The sequence below is a fragment of the Streptomyces sp. SudanB182_2057 genome, from assembly GCF_964272715.1.
Taxonomy (GTDB): domain Bacteria; phylum Actinomycetota; class Actinomycetes; order Streptomycetales; family Streptomycetaceae; genus Streptomyces; species Streptomyces rubradiris.
Genome location: NZ_OZ186798.1, coordinates 1139953 through 1155729, shown reverse-complemented (window position 1 = coordinate 1155729; position 15777 = coordinate 1139953). Strand labels below are relative to the sequence as shown.

Genomic DNA, 15777 nt, shown 5'->3' with positions numbered 1-15777 from the left:
AATGGAGACCACAGCACGTGAGCACCACCTCGTCCACATCGCGGGCCCTCTTTCTTGAGGAGTTCGGCACGCTGCCGCGTCTCGGCGAGCGGCCCGTGCCCGAGCCGCGCCCCGGACACACCCTCGTCCGGGTGGCGGCGGCCACCGCCGCCCATCTGGACCTGAACATCCTCGACGGACAGTTCGGCATCCTGCCCGAGCTGCCGTTCATCCCCGGCACCCAGGGCAGCGGCTATGTCGTCGCCTCGGACATCCACCCCGAGGGTGCCCTGGTCCGCCTGCGCGGCGAAGGTCTCGGCCTCAGCCGCGACGGAGCCTGGGCCGAGTACGCGCTCGTCCCGGACACCGCCGCGGAGGTCATGCCCGAGGACACCGACCCCGCCCTCGCCTGCATCTACTTCTCCCCGGTCGGCACGGCCTGGGCGACCGTCCACGCGATCGCCCAGGTCGAGCCGGGGGAGCGGGTCCTGGTCACCGGTGCCTCCGGCGCGGTCGGCGCCGTGGCCGTACAGCTTGCGGCGCGGGCCGGCGCGGAGGTCATCGGCGCCGTCGGCCGCCCGGCGAAGCTGCCGCACGTGCCCGACGCCGCCAAGGCCCTGCTCGCCTCCGACCTCTCCGAGGAGGCGATCGGCGGCAAGGTCGACGTCCTCATCGACACGGTCGGCGGCCAGATCCTCCGCAACGCCCTCACCCTGGTCCGCCCGCGCGGCCGCGCCGCGCTCCTCGGCTACACGGCCGGCCGCGAACTCACCCTGGACCTCGCGGACTTCTTCCTCGCGGACGTCACCCTCCTGCCCGTGAACATGATGAGCCGCGGCCCGGAGGTCGCCTCCGAGGTGCTGCGCCTGCTGCCGGACCTGTCCTCGGGTGCGCTGACGCTGCCGTACGAGCGGTACGGGATGGACGCGCTCGGCGAGGCCGTGGAGCGGCTGCGCTCGGGCACGGCGGTCGGCAAGATCGTGCTCGACATGGAGCACACCGGCAACTGAGCCGAACGCCCATCGCACGCAAACCCAAAGGGCCCCCTCCCGCCGGAGGGGACCCTTCGTGCGTGCCGGATCAGGACTGCGAAACGCCTGCCTGCGCGGCGAGCTTGTCCGCGTCGAGGGGGAGCCAGTCGTAGTCGATCGAGTTCCAGAAGGCGCACTGGCGGCGCGCCTCGTACACGCCGGTCTTCAGCGCCCGGCTCTCACCGCCCGGCAGCAGGGACATGAACCTCCCGGCCCGGTACGAGGGCCAGGCGGCGATTCCCGGGGTGGCGGGCTTCCCGTGCTTCACGAACGAGCCCCAGTAGCGCACCATCTCTCCGGACAGCTGCTGCTGTGCGGGAGTCAGCAGCGCCGAGGTCGCCGAGGGCATCAGGTACTGCTTCTCGCTGCCGTGCGATGCGCCCGCGTCGAAGCCGGTCGAGGACCCACCGGTGGGTGGGTGCGGATCGTTGAACTCGTAGAAAAACGTGCGCGGTTGACGCTTCGAGTACTGCGCCGTGAGGGACAGGTACTGGCAGCCCCCAAGACCGAAGAAGACGCTGCTGTCGCCCCACAGGGCGCCGAAGGCGTAGGCCCCGGTGTACGCGTCGCCGTAGGCGCTGAACGGATAGTGCGCGAGGACGGCGTCGGCCTCGTCCCCGAACTCGATGCGGACCGCCTTCTCGTACTGGTCCTTCGTCGCGTTCGCGAACGGCCTCGCCCAGCTGCGTACTTCGTCGCGCGTGTGGCCGATGAGGAGGGGGACGTTCGCGGTCCGGCCGGTGCGTACGGCATGGAGCGGCGCGACGGGCAGTTCGGGAGTCCCGGACGTGGGCAGCGGGCCGCTCACAAGACCGCCGATGAAGCCCTTTGCCGCGGACTGGAGTTCACCGGCCGGCTTGTTGCGCAGGCAGTCCAGATCGGGCGCGGTGGTGGAGCAGCCGGCGGCCGTCGCGTACTTCTCCCCGCGGGCGACGGCCTGCTTGACCGTATAGCTCGGGCATCCGCCGCTCTGGATGATCGCGCCCGAGAAGAGGCCACGGGCCGGGGGCGACGCGAGGAGTGCGCAGACGGAGTGACCGCCGGCCGACAGGCCGCCGATGGTGACCCGGCTCGCGTCGCCGCCGAACGCGCCGATGTTGCGCTGCGTCCAGCGCAGCGCCGCCTCCTGGTCGAGCAGGCCGTAGTTGCCCGCGCCCTGCATGCTCAGCCCGGGCAGGTCGAGGAAGCCGAACACGCCGAGGCGGTAGTTGATCGTGACGACCACGACGTTGTTGGTCCGGGCGATGAGCGAACCGTCCTCCGCGTTCCCGGAACCGGTGGAGAAGCCGCCGCCGTGGATCCAGAACATCACCGGCAGCGGCCGGTCGGTCCGGTGGGCCGGAGTGTAGACGTTCAGGTAGAGGCAGTCCTCGCTCATGACCGAGCTCGTGCTGCCGCCGTTCTGGAGGCAGCGAGGGCCGGTGGTCGTGGCCGGCCGGGTGCCCGTCCACGCGGCGGCCGGCGCGGGCGGCTGCCAGCGTCCGGTGCCGACGGGCGGAGCCGCGTACGGGATGCCGTAGAAGCGGTCGACGTCGTCGGCCGTGGCTCCGGCGACCAGGCCCTTGTCGGTGGCGACCGTCAAGGACCGTGCGCCGGCCGACGCCGGCACGGCCGATATGAGGGTGAGCAGGAAGAGCAAGCTCGCCAGACAGGCGAGTCTCTGTCGGACAGTGGATCCCACTGGGTCTCCTGAGAGGTAGGAGCGACGAAAGCAGCCATGCTGCGCCCTGCGTGGCGCGCGCACGACGTTTGCGGTCCGCTCCCCGGACCCCTTGGCGTCCAACTAGTTATGCGCGTCACGTAGTTGGGCGTTTCAGCGCTTGCGCACGGCTTCCAGCTGCGGGCGGTCCAGACCGGGATCGGTGAAGCCGCGCGCGACCGCGTGCAGCACGCGGGCCATCGCCTGGGCTGCGGGCGTGGCGGCCCGTTGAGCCGGTGCGGCCAGGAGAATGCGACGGACCGGCGGGGCGAAGTCCGAACCCCGCTCGCGGGCGAGGGAGAGCAGGCGTACGTCACTGCGCCGGTTGGTCAGGGCGAGGCGGGGCGCGAGCGCCAGGCCGATGCCGGCGGCGACCATGGCCTGTGCCTCCTGGTAGTCGTGGGAGGCGTACGCGATGCGTGGCGCGAAACCCGCCTGACGACAGGCGCGCCGGAGCACGCCCGCGACCGGGTGATTCCCGGCGCGGATGATCCATTCCTGCTCCGCCAGGTCGGACAGCCGTACGTGGTCGGAGTCGACCAGCGGAGAACCGGCCGGCACGACCAGGACCGTGGGATCCTCCAGGAGGGGGGAGGACCAGCTGGGCGTCACCGGCAAGTGCCGGCTCTTCCCGCAGGTGTACATGCCCACCGACCGCGACAGGATCGAGCGCATCCTCGTCGATGCCCACGGCGCGGCCGACCCCGTTCAACTCGACTGGGCCATCGACAACGGCAAGCATGAGACGCTGAACGCGCTAGGTGTGCTGTCTGGGACGTTGGTGACACGCGTGCTGGGTGCTTGAACAGGTGAGGGCGCTCAGGAGGCCCTCGTGTCCCGCCGTAACGCTGGGCGAGGCCGGGATGCGACCAGAGCGGACCGCCGTCGGCGCAGTTCGAGTTGTCGGTCGGTGAGCGGAAGATCCTTCAGTTCGAGAGGAAACCCCAGATCGAAGCTGTCGCTGAACTGGTGTGGAACGCTCTGGAAGCCATGCCACCGAGGTCGACGTCGAACTGCGCCGATCCAGCATGAAGGCAATCACCGACGTTGTGGTGACCGACAAGGGTCATGGCGTGACACCCGAGCGAGCCCGCACCGCCTTCCATGCCTACGGCACCACCTGGAAGCGCAGGGCACACACCGAGGGCGGACAGCGGATCCTGCACGGTCGCAACGGTGCAGGCCGCCTCTTCGCCTTTGCCTTGAGACCAACTGACCTGGGAGTCGGCGGCCGTGGTCGATCGATCGGTCACATCAGGGAGCTTGGCGTGGTTTGACCCACGAGGCTGCCAGGATCGAGTGCTCCACAGACGACGTTGGGGCAGCCCGTGGCGGGTCCACTCGACCGCCTGAAGCTATGGCACCGGAAGAAGCCCCAGGCTGCCGGATTCGTTGAACGGCTTCCAGGTCGAGGCAGAGGATGGCTCCGTGCTCAACGACGTGCCTACCTGGCGCATCGTCGGGTAAGTCAGCATTTGGTCAGCATGGGTCCGCGCAAACTCCGAGGAAGGTGCTCGAGCGGGTCCTCGGACGGCGATGGCATAACAGCCGGATTCTACGCGAAGCGCAGGTGGGGAACCTTCTTGCCTAAGAGGGATCGATGTTCCTCAGCACCTTCGACTGTAAGGAGTGTCGGTGTACAGTGAAAGATGCCCCTGACCTGCAGAAAGCCGGCGGGGAGCCGTCTTCTAGGAGTCCATAGTGCTGCGCACCATGTTCAAGTCCAAGATTCACCGCGCCACCGTCACCCAGGCCGACCTGCACTACGTGGGATCGGTGACCATCGACGCCGATCTTCTCGACGCCGCCGATCTGCTGCCCGGGGAACTGGTGCACATCGTGGACGTCACCAACGGCGCCCGGCTGGAGACGTACGTCATCGAGGGGGAGCGCGGCTCCGGGGTCGTCGGGATCAACGGCGCGGCGGCCCATCTTGTCCACCCCGGTGACCTGGTGATCATCATCAGCTACGCGCAGGTCACCGACGCGGAGGCCCGTGAGCTGCGGCCCAAGGTCGTCCATGTCGACGCTGGCAACCGGATCGTTTCCCTCGGCGCCGACCCGTCCGAGCCGGTGCCCGGTTCGGACCAGCGGCGCAGCCCGCAGGCCGTAGGAGCCTGACCGGCGGAGCGGTGAACCAGGGGCGCGCGGAGCCCTGATCGAGCCCGCGCACGCCCCTGGCCGCCGTCCCGGCGGGCCCACGGACGCATCGGGCTGAGCTGAGGCCGGCCGGTGGGCCGGGGGAACGGGTGGGAGGGTTTCGGTTGGCTCAACGGGTTGCTCGTGGGGGAGTTTCCCAGGCGGTGGTGATGTCGTGGGCCACATCGCGTAGGAGGTCGATGAGCAGGTCCGCGAGTGGGGTGAGGACGGCGTCGGCTCCGGTCACGGCGTAGAGCTGGCGGTAGGGCCTGGGGCGGGCCAGGGCGCGATGGGTGGTGCCGGGCGCGTGGGTCAGGGCCAGGCGGGAGACGAGGGCCACCGCGATGCCCGTGCCGACCAGGGCCTGGGCGACGTCGTAGGACTCGGTCTCGAACCGCACGGTGGGCGTGAACCCGGCCTCGCGGGCCGCGTCGTGGAACTGTTCGCGGGCGGCATGACCGGCCAGGATGGAGACCCACGACTCGTCGCGCAGCTGCTCCAGGCGGAGCTCGGTGTCCACGGGCTGCCCGGTGGCCAGTGGATGGTCATCGGGGAGCACCACGACCATCGGGTCCAGCAGGAGCGGGTGGGCCCGTACGTGCGGGGGCGGCGCGAGCGGCGTGCCCCAGGACGCGACTATGGCCACGTCCAGGCGCCCCGCGCCGATCTCGTCCGCCCCGCGTCCGGACACCACGTCCACGACCGAGACGTCGGCGTCCGGATGGCGGTGGCGCAGTGCCGTCAGGGCCGGTGGCAGCAGGTGCAGGGCGGCCGCCTGGAACGTGCCGATGCGCAGCCGCAGCGAGAGATGACCGAGCAGTGCGGCCAGTTCGGTCTCGGCCCGGTCCGCCGCCTCCTCCACGGTCCGGCCGTGGGAGGCCAGCAGCGCGCCGGCCGCGGTGAGCGTGGCCCCGCGAGGCCCCCGGACGACCAGCGGCACCTGCCAGTCCCGCTCGGCCTTCACCACCTGCTGGGTGACCGCGGCGGGCGTGAGGTGGAGTGCGCGAGCCGCCGCCGTCAAGGAGCCGTGCCGCTCGATCAACGCGAGAAGCCGCAGCTGACCCGGATCCACCACCATTCAGAAATCCTCCACCATTCAGAAAACCTGACGCTGCACCTTGCTCCTTTAACTTCTCTTACGAGCGCCGGGAGAGGAAGGGTGGGGGTACTCCCATCGGCCGCGGCCCCCGGAAGGGGTTCTCTCCCATGCCCACGCATGTGCCCGCCTTCCTCGTCACCACCCTGCTGCTGGCGATGCTGCCAGGCGCGAGCCAAGCTCTGATGATCCGGCAGGCTCTGGAGGGCGGTCGGCGCACGCTCCAGGGCACGCTCGCGGGCAACGCCAGCGGCTTCCTGCTGTGGTCCACGGCCGCCGCGGCCGGGCTGTCCGCCGTCCTGCTGGCCAGCCCCACCGCGTACGCCGCGCTCCGGATCGCGGGCGGCGTCGTGCTGATGATCCTCGGGGTGAAGACGCTGCGGACCGCGCTCACCGCCGCCGCCCCCCGCCCGCCCCGCGACGGCGAGGGCCGCAGCGGCTTCGTGGGCGGATACCTCACCGGCCTGAGCACCAACCTCGGCAACCCCAAGGCGGGTGTGTTCGCCGTCTCGGTGCTGCCCCAGTTCGTGACCCCCGACGGCCCGGTGTTCCTGTCGACCGTCGCCCTGGGAGCCCTGTGGGCGCTCGTCAGCGCCTCCTGGTACACGCTGCTCACCTGGGCCGTCGGCCGGGGGCGCGCCCTGGTGTCGCGGCCGGCCGTCCTGCGGGGGCTCAGCGTGACCACCGGCGTCGTCCTGCTGGGGCTCGGCGCCGCGGTGGCGGCGGGTGTCTGAGGGCCGGACGCGAGTACGCCGACCGACCGCACGGGAGACGAGGAAACCGATGACGTACGCCATGACACCGGACGGAATCCGCATCGCCTACCAGCTCCGGGGCGATGGGGCGCCGCTGGTCCTGCTGGCGGGCCAGGCCAACGACCACCACTGGTGGGACACCGTACGCGCCGACTTCCATCCCGCCCGCAGCACCCTCACGCTCGACTACCGAGGCACCGGCGCCAGCGACAAGCCCGACGCCCCCTACAGCACCGAACTGTTCGCCCGGGACGTCATCGCCGTACTCGACGAACTCGGCATCGACCGGGCCGACGTCTACGGCACGTCCATGGGCGGACGGGTGGCCCAGCAGCTCGCGGCCCGCCACCCCCAACGGGTGGGTGCCCTGGTCCTCGGCTGCACCTCGCCCGGCGGCCCGCACGGCGTCGAACGCGGCGCCGACGTCCGCCGAGCCCTGACGCGACCGCGGCCCGGAGCCGCGCCACAGGCCCTGCTGGAGCTGATGTACACCTCTGGATGGCTGGCCTCCCACCCGGTCCCGCACCACACCCTCGGAGACCCCGGCATGCCCGCCCACGCCCGGCGCCACCACCTCGCGGCCAGCGACCGGCATGACGCCTGGGACATCCTGCCGGACATCAGCGCACCCACCCTGGTCGTCCACGGGAGCGACGACCTGCTCAATCCCGCCGCCAACGCGCCCCTGCTCGCCGACCGCGTCCCCGGCGCCCGGCTGCACCTGATCCCCCGTGCCCGGCACGCCTACTTCGAGGAGTGCCGGGCCCACGCCAGTCCTCTCGTCCTGGACTTCCTCACCACCGCGCACAGGCGGTGAGAGGTGAAGGGAGCGCAGCCGGTGCGCTCAGGCCGTGAGGAAAGCGGTAGCCAGTGCGCTCAGGCCGTGCGGAGAGCGCGGCCGCGGGGCCGGGGCCGGCCGGTGCCGCCGTGGGGTGAGTGGTCGCGCGGGCATCGGGTAGGCGGGGGAGTAGTCCAGAGGCGACGTCCCGTGACAGCCCGGAGGACACGATGACCAACCCGCATCCCGACCCCGTCCCGCCCGGCCCGGCACCGGGCCCCGGCCCGACCCCGACTCCGCCGGATCCCTATCCCAGCCCGGTCCCGCCGCCCGAGCCGGCCCCGCAGCCGACCCCGCCCGCGCCGGGCCCCAGCCCCACTCCGCCCCCGCCGGGCCCCGACCCCGCACCGCCTCCGCCGGGCCCGGATCCCACACCGCCTCCGGCGCCGCCCCACCCGGGCCCGCCGGAGCCGTCACCGTCCCCCGTCCCCCCGGGCCCGGAACCGGTGCCGAACCCCGAACCGGGCCCTCCCCTCACCTGAGACCCCCGGTGGGGCGGGGCATGGGGAGCCGCCCGCCTACGCCGTGACCTCGCCGCGGTCCCCGCCCCACAGCGTGTGGAACGCCCCCTCGCGGTCCACCCTGCGGTAGGTGTGCGCGCCGAAGAAGTCCCGCTGGCCCTGGGTCAGGGCCGCGGGCAGGCGCGGGGAGCGCAGGCCGTCGTAGTACGCCAGGGCCGCCGCGAACCCGGGCGTCGCCACGCCCTGCCGTACCGCCGCGATCTGCACCTCGCGCCAGTCGTCCTGCGCGTCGGCGATCTCGCGGGCGAACGTCTCGTCCGAGAGCAGGCTCGGCAGGTCGGGCCGGGCGTCGTAGGCCGCGCGGATGCGGTCCAGGAACGCGGCGCGGATGATGCAGCCGCCCCGCCAGATGGAGGCCACCGCGCCGAGGTCGATGTCCCAGCCGTATTCCTCGCTGCCCGCCGCGATCTCGTGGAAGCCCTGGGTGTACGACACGATCTTGGACGCGTACAGCGCCTGTTCCACCCGGTCGGCGAAGGCGGCGGCCTCCGACTCGCTCAGCGCGGACGGCTTCGGTCCGGCCAGGTCCCGCGAGGCGGCCCGCAGCGCCGCGTGCCCGGACAGGGACCGGGCGAACACCGCCTCGGCGATGCCGGACACCGGAACGCCCAGGTCCAGCGCGATCTGCACGGTCCAGCGGCCGGTGCCCTTCTGCTCGGCCTGGTCCACCACCACGTCCACGAACGGCTTGCCGGTGGCCTCGTCCACGTGGGACAGCACCTCGGCGGTGATCTCGATCAGGTAGGAGTCCAGCCGGCCCGTGTTCCAGGTGCGGAAGATGTCCGCGATCTGCGCGGGGGAGTACCCGGCGACATCGCGCAGCAGCTGGTACGCCTCCCCGATCAGCTGCATGTCGGCGTACTCGATGCCGTTGTGGACCATCTTCACGAAGTGTCCGGCGCCGTCGGGGCCCACGTGCGTCACGCACGGCGCGCCGTCCGCGGCCTTCGCCGAGATCTTCTCCAGCATCGGGCCCAGCGACCGGTACGACTCCACCGACCCGCCGGGCATGATGCTCGGTCCGTGCAGCGCGCCCTCCTCGCCGCCGGAGATGCCCGCGCCGACGAAGTGGATGCCCCGCTCGCGCAGCTCCCGCTCCCGCCGCCGGGTGTCCGCGAAATGCGCGTTGCCCCCGTCGATGATCATGTCACCGGGCTCCAGCAGCGGGGCGAACTCCTGGATCACCGCGTCCGTCGGCTCGCCCGCCTTGACCATGACGACCAGCCGGCGCGGGCGCTCCAGCGCGGCCACGAATTCCTCGGCGGTCTCGGCCGCGACGAAGTCGCCCTCCTGCCCGAACTCCTCCACCAGCGCCTTCGTACGCGACACCGTACGGTTGTGCACGGCGACCGTGTAGCCGTTGCGCGCGAAGTTCCGTGCGAGGTTGCGTCCCATCACCGCGAGGCCCGTGACACCGATCTGCGCTGAAGTGCTCATGCCGCCTGCTCCCTGGTTGCCTTATGTCTACGGTTCCGTCAGTACGGGGCTCTGCTCATCCTGACGTGCTGTAACGGCGAACGCGTTTGCGACCCGCCACATTCCGGTACGCGTCGCGAACGTCCTGCCTCGGCCACCGGTCGCGACCCGGCTCAACAAGAGCGCGTTCCCGGCCACTTGGCCCGTGCGGCAGGCTGATTCCCTGCCTTGTCATGGCCAGTTCGCGGTGCTTACCTTTGCCCCTCCTGACGCATGCCGAGGGGAATTCGGACATGGCCGCACGCGGCCGGCACCGCCGGTACCAGCCGAACAGGATCAACCGCGCCTCGCTCACCGTCACGGCGAGCGGCGCCGGCCTCGCCATCCCGCTGGTCGCCGCCGGCACCGCGCACGCCGCCGACGCGGCCACCTGGAACAAGGTCGCCGCCTGCGAGTCCAGCGGCGACTGGAGCGTCAACACCGGCAACGGCTACTACGGCGGGCTGCAATTCACCCGGTCCACCTGGGAGGCGTACGGCGGCACCCGCTACGCGCCGCGCGCCGACCTGGCCGGCCGGGACGAGCAGATCGCCGTCGCCGAGAAGGTGCTGGACGGACAGGGCCCCGGCGCCTGGCCGGTGTGCGCGCCCCGCGCCGGACTGACCCGGGGCGGCGGCACGGCCGACGCCCACACCGGCTCCGCGACCACCCACTCGGCGCACACCGGCTCCGCGACCACCCATCCGGCGCACACCGACTCCGCGACCACCCACCCGGCGCGGACCGGAGCGCACCCGGCCTCCTCCGTCAGGGACGTCCGGCCGCAGACCACCCCGCAGTCCCGCGCGGGCCGGGCCGAGATGTACACCGTGGTGCGCGGTGACACCCTCTCCGGCATCGCCGGCGAGCAGCGCGTGCCCGGCGGCTGGCGGGCCCTGTACGCGGGCAACCGCGCCACGATCGGCTCCGATCCCGACCTGATCATGCCGGGCCAGCGGCTCGGCCTGAACGGCACCCGGGCCAGGAGCGCGTCCCCCAAGACTGCCGAGCCTCCCAAGACCCGGAAGCGCCAGGCCCCTTCGGAGCGTTCCGGCACTCACCGCACCCCGCCTCCGGCCCGCCACGCGCGCGTCGCCCCGGTGTCCGCGTCCGTCGGCACCGGTTACCACGTGGCCGGCTCGCACTGGTCGAAGGGCTACCACACCGGCATCGACTTCCCCGTGCCGACCGGGACTTCCGTGCGGGCGGTGGCGGCCGGCCGGGTGGTGGCGGCGGGCTGGGGCGGTTCGTACGGCTACCAGGTCGTGCTGCGGCACGCCGACGGCCGCTACACGCAGTACGCCCATCTGTCCGCCATCTCCGTGCGGGCCGGCCAGGACGTCACCGCGGGCCGGCGCATCGGCCGCTCCGGCTCCACGGGCAACGTCACGGGACCGCACCTGCACTTCGAGGTGCGGACGGGACCCGATTTCGGGTCGGACGTCGACCCGCTCGCCTACCTCCGGGCCGGCGGCGTCGCCATCTGACGCGGGCACGGTGCCGACAGCGGGACCGGCACCGGAAACGACAGCGCGACCGGCACATGGAAGCGTACGGACAGCGGGACGCACGGCGCCGGGGCCACGTCGTCGTTCGGCGGCCCGGTACCGGCCTCCGGTCCGGTTCCGCTTTCCGTCGTGTCCCTGATCCTCGTCGTGCCCTCGGCCTCCGCCCGGTTCCCGCCCCCCGTGCCGTTTCCGGCTTCCGCTCCGCTTCCTGTCCCCGTCCGGTTCCCGGTCCCCATTCCGCTTCCGGCTTCCGCTGCGCTCCCGGCCGGGCCCGGCTCGCGCGGCACCGGGCTCCCGGGCCGGCGCGCGTCGGTGTCCGCCGCCCCGCGCTGCCGCGGCACCACGGGACACGGCTCCCGGGCGACGAGATCCGGCTCGGCGGCGTCCCGCGGCGGGTGTACGGCGGTCCGCTCGGCCGGGGACACCGCGGCAGCGGCCGGGGACGCCGCCGGGGCAGGAGGGGAGGCCGGGGCGTTCGCCGGGGCGGTTCCCGGGGACTCCGGAGCCTCCGGGTGCTCCAGCCGTTCCGTCGTCAGCATGATCAGGCCGCCCGCCGCCACCACCCCGCAGCCCAGCGCGAGTACCGTGCCCGCGGTGCCGTGGCGGAAGGTCTCGCCGAACATGAGGACGCCGACCGCCGCGGCCAGCACCGGATTGACCACGGTCAGCGTGGCCAGCGGGGCGGCGAGCCCGCCGTGCCGGTAGGACAGCTGGGACAGCAGGACACCGGCGACCGAGAACGCGCCGATCACCCCGAGCGAGGGCAGCGCGCCCAGGCCGATGCCGTGCGTCCAGTCCACGGCCACGGTCTTGGTGAACACCGACGACATGCCGAAGGCGACACCGGAGGCGGTGGCGAGCAGCACGCTGCGCACCGCCGGATGCCGGTGCACGGCCAGCCCGGCGACGGCCAGGGCCGCCACCGCCGCGCCGGTGGCCGGCGCGACGGCCAGCCGCTGGGCGGAGGTCAGGGAGTGCGTGGCGGAGGAGCCGACCAGCGACAGCAGACCGGCGAGGCCGGCCGTGGCCATGAGCGCGCCGCGCCAGGCGGTCGCCCCCGCCCGGCGGCCCACGCACAGCGCCGCCATGGGCAGGGCGAAGACGATGGTCAGCGCGCCGAGCGGCTGGACCAGGCTGAGCGGCCCGTAGGCCAGCGCCACGACGTGCAGCACACCGCCGAGGCCGTTGAGCGCGAGCGCGCCCCACCAGCCCGGGCGGCGCACCGGTGCGCTGCCGGCGGAGGACACCGCCACCCGCTCCTGAGTGATCGCTCCGCCCGCGTAGGCGAGGGCGGAGACGACCGACAGGAGCACGGACAACGCCAGGGCGGTCATCGGCGTCTCCTCTGCGGGCGGTGGGTGTCCCGGGCCCGTATGCGATCGGCTTCCATGGTCGACACTCTGCCCTTTCGTGATCTTCCCGTCGTCGTCCCTGAGCGCAATGCCGTCTACTTCTTTCGCAGTACGCCGGGGCGCCGCGCCTCCCTTGGCGGTCTGACGCCGGGCGGGCACCCGCCGTGCCGCTTCGACGACACGCCTGGTAGGAGTGCTGTCGTGGATGTCGATCGCGATCTCGCCGCACTGCGCCCGCTCGGCGGCTTCTTCGAGCTGCGCACCCTTTCCGGCCCGTCCGGCGCTGCGGACCCGCGGCGGCTGCCGGCCCTCGCGGACGGCTACGCGCGGGTGCCGCCGGCCGACCGCGACCCGGTCGCCGCGCGGATCGCCGTGGTGGCGGAGCGGCTGCGCACCGCCGAGCCCCGGGTGGCCGCCTCCCTCGCCCAGCAGGGGCTGGCCGCCCGGCTGTGGTCGGCGGCCCTGGGCTGCGCCGTGCTGTACGGCCGGCTGCCCGACCTGGACCCGCGCCTGCTGCGCTGGGACGTGACCGCCACCGCCCCCGACGACCTGTGGCTCACCGAGGTGCGCGCCCTGCCCGGGGACGCGGCCATGCTGGCCGCCACCGTGCTGCACGGCCATCTGGAGCCGCTGACGGCGGTGCTGCGGGCTCGCTACGGCGTCGCGGCCGGGCTGCTGTGGGGCAACGCGGGCTCCGCGCTGGCCGCGACCGCCCGGGAACTGGGCCGCTGGGCCCGCGCCCACGGCCGTGCCGACGTGGCGGCCCGCACCCGTGTCCTCACCGGCGAACTGTTCGCCCATCCGCTGCTCGACGCCACCGGAGTGCGCACCGGCGCGTTCTTCCGGCGCCGCAGCTGCTGCTTGTACTACCGGGTGCCCGGCGGCGGACTCTGCGGCGACTGCTGCCACACCCGCCCGCCGGGCTGACCGCCCGGACGGGCCCCCGCACCCGGCGCTTCCTCCTCCACAGGAGCCTCCTCGACGCGACGCGTTTCACGCCAATCACCCGGAATGCCCGGGTTGGCGCCCCGCGGCCTTCAGGATGCAGGCAACGATGTCCAACCCGCGGAGGTCACCGATATGAGAGGGACCCGGCGCACGCGCTGGTGCATGGCCGGGGTGCTGGCAGCGTCGGCGCTGATCGCCACCCCCGCCGCACAGGCCGGGGAGCCGCCCGGCGGCCGCCTCACCGAGCTGGTCAACCCGTTCATCGGCAGCCGGAACGAGGGCAACACCTTCCCCGGCGCGGCCGTGCCCTTCGGCATGGTGCAGCTCTCCCCGGACACCGGGCACACCACCGGCTACGACTACGCGCAGAACCGTATCCGCGGCTTCTCCCTGGTCCACCTCTCGGGCGTCGGCTGCCGCATCGGCGGCGACCTCCCCGTGCTGCCCACCACCGGCGACGTCACCCAGACGGATTACGCCCGGTACGCGGCGGCCTTCTCGCACGACGACGAGGAGGCGAGCCCCGGCTACTACCGGGTCGGCCTAGCCTCCGGTATCCGCGCCGAGCTGACCGCCACCGCCCGCACCGGCGTGCAGCGCTACACCTTCCCGGCCACCGGGAAGGCCAACGTCCTGCTGAACGCGGCCCAGGCGCTGCACAAGACGGTGCGCGGCGCGGTGGAGATCCTGGACGACCGCACCGTGCGCACCGAGATCACCGGCCGCGGCTTCTGCCGGGACACCGGCCCCTACACCGTCCACACGATCACCCGCTTCAGCCGGCCCTTCACCGCCTACGGCACCTGGGACGGCCGCACCGTCACCCCCGGCGCCCGCACCGGAGCCGGCGGCGCCTACGTCCGCTTCGACACCACCGGCGACCGCGTGGTCGAGGCGACCACCGCGCTGTCCTACGTGGACGCGCGCGGCGCCGCGACCAACCTGCGCGCCGAGGGCGGCCACACCTTCGACACCGTGCGCCGCCGCGCCCGCGAGGAGTGGGAGCGGCGGCTGACCGCCGTCCGGGTGCGGGGCGGCACACCCGCGCTGCGCCGGACCTTCTACTCCTCGCTCTACCGGTCGTACCTCGCGCCCAACCTCGGCGGCGACGCCGACGGCCGCTACTTCGGCTGGGACCGCCGCGTCCACCGCGCCCGGGGGTTCGCCTACTACCAGAACTGGTCGCTGTGGGACACCTACCGCACCCAGGCCCAGCTGCTCGCCCTGCTCGCGCCGCGCGAGGCCCGGGACATGGCCCGGTCGGTGGTCGCGGTCGCCGAGGACGGCGGCTGGCTGCCCAAGTGGGGCTACGGCCCGGTCGAGACCAACATCATGACCGGCGACCCGGTCACCCCCTTCCTGACCACCGCCTACCACTCGGGCCTGCTGAAGGGCTTCGAGGAACGGGCCTACCGGGCGCTGCGCGAGAACGCCGACGGCGTGCCGCCCGCCGCCCACCCGGGCGTCGGCCGGGAGGCGAACGCCGAGTACATCGCGCGCGGCTTCGCGCCCTGGGTCAAGGACCGCCCGTACGCCAAGATGGGCGACTCCGACTACCACTACGGCGCCTCGGTCACCCTGGAGTACGCGCTCGCCGACGCGATGCTGGCGCAGATGGCCCGCGGTCTCGGGCACCACGAGGACGCCGCCCGCTACGCCGCCCGTTCGCGCGGCTACCGCGACATCTTCGACCCCGACACCGGCTTCTTCCGCGCCCGGGACGCCTCCGGCGCCTTCGCCGGCCCGCCCGACCCGGCCCGCGGCACCGGCTTCCACGAGGGCACGGCCTGGCAGTACCAGTGGCTCGTCCCGCAGGACGTGCCCGGCCTGGTCCGGCTGATCGGCGGCAGGAGCGCGGCCGACGCCCGCCTCGACGCCTTCTTCGCCTACGACCGGCTGCTCGCCGACCCGGAGCGGACCGCGCGCGAGGTGTGGGTGCACGGCGACCCGTACGCCTACTACAACGCCGCCGTCTACAACCCGATGAACGAGCCGGACCTCATCGCGCCCTACACCTACCTCTCCACCGGCCGGCCCTGGAAGACCACGGACGTGGTGCACGCGGCGCTGACCCTGTTCACCGACAGCCCCGAGGGCCTCACCGGCAACGACGACCTGGGCACCATGTCCGCCTGGCACGTGCTGTCGGCCATCGGGCTCTACCCGGTCCAGCCCGGCTACGGCACCTGGGGCCTGACCACCCCCGTGTTCGACCGGGTCGACCTGGCCCTGGACCGCCGTCACTGGCCGAGCGGCCGGCTGACCGTGACGGCGCCCGGCACCTCGGCCACCGACCGCTACGTCCAGGCCGTACGCGCCGATGGCACCCCGCACGGCCGCACCTATCTGACGACCGGCGCCCTGCGCTCTCTGCGCTCCCTCGCCTTCACGGTCGGCCCGCGCCCGTCGGCGTGGGGCACCGCACCCGACGCGGCGCCGCCCGTCCTGAAATGACC

The 15777-nt window shown here is 73.0% G+C and carries 14 protein-coding genes; 9 read left to right on the top strand and 5 right to left on the bottom strand.

Going from position 1 to position 15777, the window contains the following annotated elements; genetic code table 11:
• The first annotated feature begins 17 nt into the window (after positions 1-17).
• Positions 18-989 carry a quinone oxidoreductase family protein gene (locus ACSURM_RS04705; RefSeq protein ID WP_436953679.1) on the top strand — a complete coding sequence of 324 codons (972 nt, stop codon included), beginning with the start codon at positions 18-20 and terminating at the stop codon, positions 987-989.
• A 70-nt stretch (positions 990-1059) separates the two neighbouring features.
• On the opposite strand, the gene ACSURM_RS04700 is transcribed toward ACSURM_RS04705, so the two are convergent.
• Positions 1060-2691 carry a carboxylesterase/lipase family protein gene (locus ACSURM_RS04700; RefSeq protein WP_436953678.1) on the bottom strand — a complete coding sequence of 544 codons (1632 nt, stop codon included), beginning with the start codon at positions 2689-2691 and terminating at the stop codon, positions 1060-1062.
• Positions 2692-2823: 132 nt separating this feature from the next.
• Complete coding sequence (locus tag ACSURM_RS04695; protein ID WP_436960928.1) at positions 2824-3321, bottom strand: LysR substrate-binding domain-containing protein; 498 nt, start codon at positions 3319-3321, stop codon at positions 2824-2826.
• A gap of 31 nt (positions 3322-3352) precedes the next feature.
• On the opposite strand from ACSURM_RS04695, the gene ACSURM_RS04690 reads away from it, so the two are divergent.
• The 3 genes from ACSURM_RS04690 to panD all read left to right on the top strand — a co-directional run bounded on the left by ACSURM_RS04690 (position 3353) and on the right by panD (position 4830).
• Positions 3353-3514, top strand: a complete 162-nt coding sequence (locus tag ACSURM_RS04690; RefSeq protein WP_436953677.1) for a hypothetical protein — start codon at positions 3353-3355, stop codon at positions 3512-3514.
• A gap of 166 nt (positions 3515-3680) precedes the next feature.
• Entirely contained in the window at positions 3681-3986 is a 306-nt protein-coding gene (locus ACSURM_RS04685; protein ID WP_436953676.1) for an ATP-binding protein, read from the top strand.
• A gap of 424 nt (positions 3987-4410) precedes the next feature.
• The gene (gene panD, locus ACSURM_RS04680; RefSeq protein WP_436953675.1) at positions 4411-4830 is read left to right on the top strand and encodes an aspartate 1-decarboxylase; all 420 of its coding nucleotides are present in this window, start codon (positions 4411-4413) and stop codon (positions 4828-4830) included.
• A gap of 148 nt (positions 4831-4978) precedes the next feature.
• Here panD and ACSURM_RS04675 read toward each other — a convergent pair whose 3' ends face one another.
• Positions 4979-5926 (bottom strand): LysR substrate-binding domain-containing protein, encoded by a 948-nt coding sequence (locus ACSURM_RS04675; protein ID WP_436953674.1) that lies wholly within the window; start codon positions 5924-5926, stop codon positions 4979-4981.
• A gap of 128 nt (positions 5927-6054) precedes the next feature.
• Here ACSURM_RS04675 and ACSURM_RS04670 point away from each other — a divergent pair, with 128 nt between their 5' ends.
• The gene (locus tag ACSURM_RS04670; protein ID WP_436953673.1) at positions 6055-6678 is read left to right on the top strand and encodes a LysE family translocator; all 624 of its coding nucleotides are present in this window, start codon (positions 6055-6057) and stop codon (positions 6676-6678) included.
• Positions 6679-6727: 49 nt separating this feature from the next.
• Positions 6728-7516: an alpha/beta fold hydrolase gene (locus tag ACSURM_RS04665; RefSeq protein ID WP_436953672.1), complete on the top strand. Its 789-nt coding sequence runs from the start codon at positions 6728-6730 to the stop codon at positions 7514-7516.
• A 539-nt stretch (positions 7517-8055) separates the two neighbouring features.
• On the opposite strand, the gene gndA is transcribed toward ACSURM_RS04665, so the two are convergent.
• Positions 8056-9495, bottom strand: coding sequence for an NADP-dependent phosphogluconate dehydrogenase (gene gndA / locus ACSURM_RS04660; protein ID WP_436953671.1), 1440 nt, complete (start codon positions 9493-9495; stop codon positions 8056-8058).
• Between the two features lie 272 nt (positions 9496-9767).
• Between gndA and ACSURM_RS04655 the strand changes: the two genes are divergently transcribed.
• Positions 9768-11000, top strand: a complete 1233-nt coding sequence (locus ACSURM_RS04655; RefSeq protein WP_436953670.1) for a transglycosylase family protein — start codon at positions 9768-9770, stop codon at positions 10998-11000.
• Here ACSURM_RS04655 and ACSURM_RS04650 read toward each other — a convergent pair.
• On the bottom strand, positions 10970-12355 hold the full coding sequence (locus tag ACSURM_RS04650) for a DMT family transporter (protein ID WP_436953669.1): 1386 nt from the start codon (positions 12353-12355) through the stop codon (positions 10970-10972). The genes ACSURM_RS04655 and ACSURM_RS04650 overlap by 31 nt on opposite strands.
• 219 nt (positions 12356-12574) lie before the next feature.
• Between ACSURM_RS04650 and ACSURM_RS04645 the strand changes: the two genes are divergently transcribed.
• Together ACSURM_RS04645 and ACSURM_RS04640 are read left to right on the top strand one after the other, a co-directional pair.
• A complete protein-coding gene (locus tag ACSURM_RS04645; protein WP_436953668.1) occupies positions 12575-13300 on the top strand; it encodes a (2Fe-2S)-binding protein in 726 nt (241 codons plus the stop codon).
• 153 nt (positions 13301-13453) lie between these two features.
• Entirely contained in the window at positions 13454-15775 is a 2322-nt protein-coding gene (locus tag ACSURM_RS04640; protein ID WP_436953667.1) for a GH92 family glycosyl hydrolase, read from the top strand.
• The last annotated feature ends 2 nt before the right edge of the window (positions 15776-15777 follow it).

Coding starts and splice junctions, on each gene's coding strand:
- ACSURM_RS04690 (WP_436953677.1), top strand. CDS start 3,353: ATGCCCACCGACCGCGACAGGATCGAGCGCATCCTCGTCGATGCCCAC.
- ACSURM_RS04675 (WP_436953674.1), bottom strand. CDS start 5,926: ATGGTGGTGGATCCGGGTCAGCTGCGGCTTCTCGCGTTGATCGAGCGG.
- ACSURM_RS04670 (WP_436953673.1), top strand. CDS start 6,055: ATGCCCACGCATGTGCCCGCCTTCCTCGTCACCACCCTGCTGCTGGCG.
- ACSURM_RS04665 (WP_436953672.1), top strand. CDS start 6,728: ATGACGTACGCCATGACACCGGACGGAATCCGCATCGCCTACCAGCTC.
- gndA (WP_436953671.1), bottom strand. CDS start 9,495: ATGAGCACTTCAGCGCAGATCGGTGTCACGGGCCTCGCGGTGATGGGA.
- ACSURM_RS04655 (WP_436953670.1), top strand. CDS start 9,768: ATGGCCGCACGCGGCCGGCACCGCCGGTACCAGCCGAACAGGATCAAC.
- ACSURM_RS04650 (WP_436953669.1), bottom strand. CDS start 12,355: ATGACCGCCCTGGCGTTGTCCGTGCTCCTGTCGGTCGTCTCCGCCCTC.
- ACSURM_RS04640 (WP_436953667.1), top strand. CDS start 13,454: ATGAGAGGGACCCGGCGCACGCGCTGGTGCATGGCCGGGGTGCTGGCA.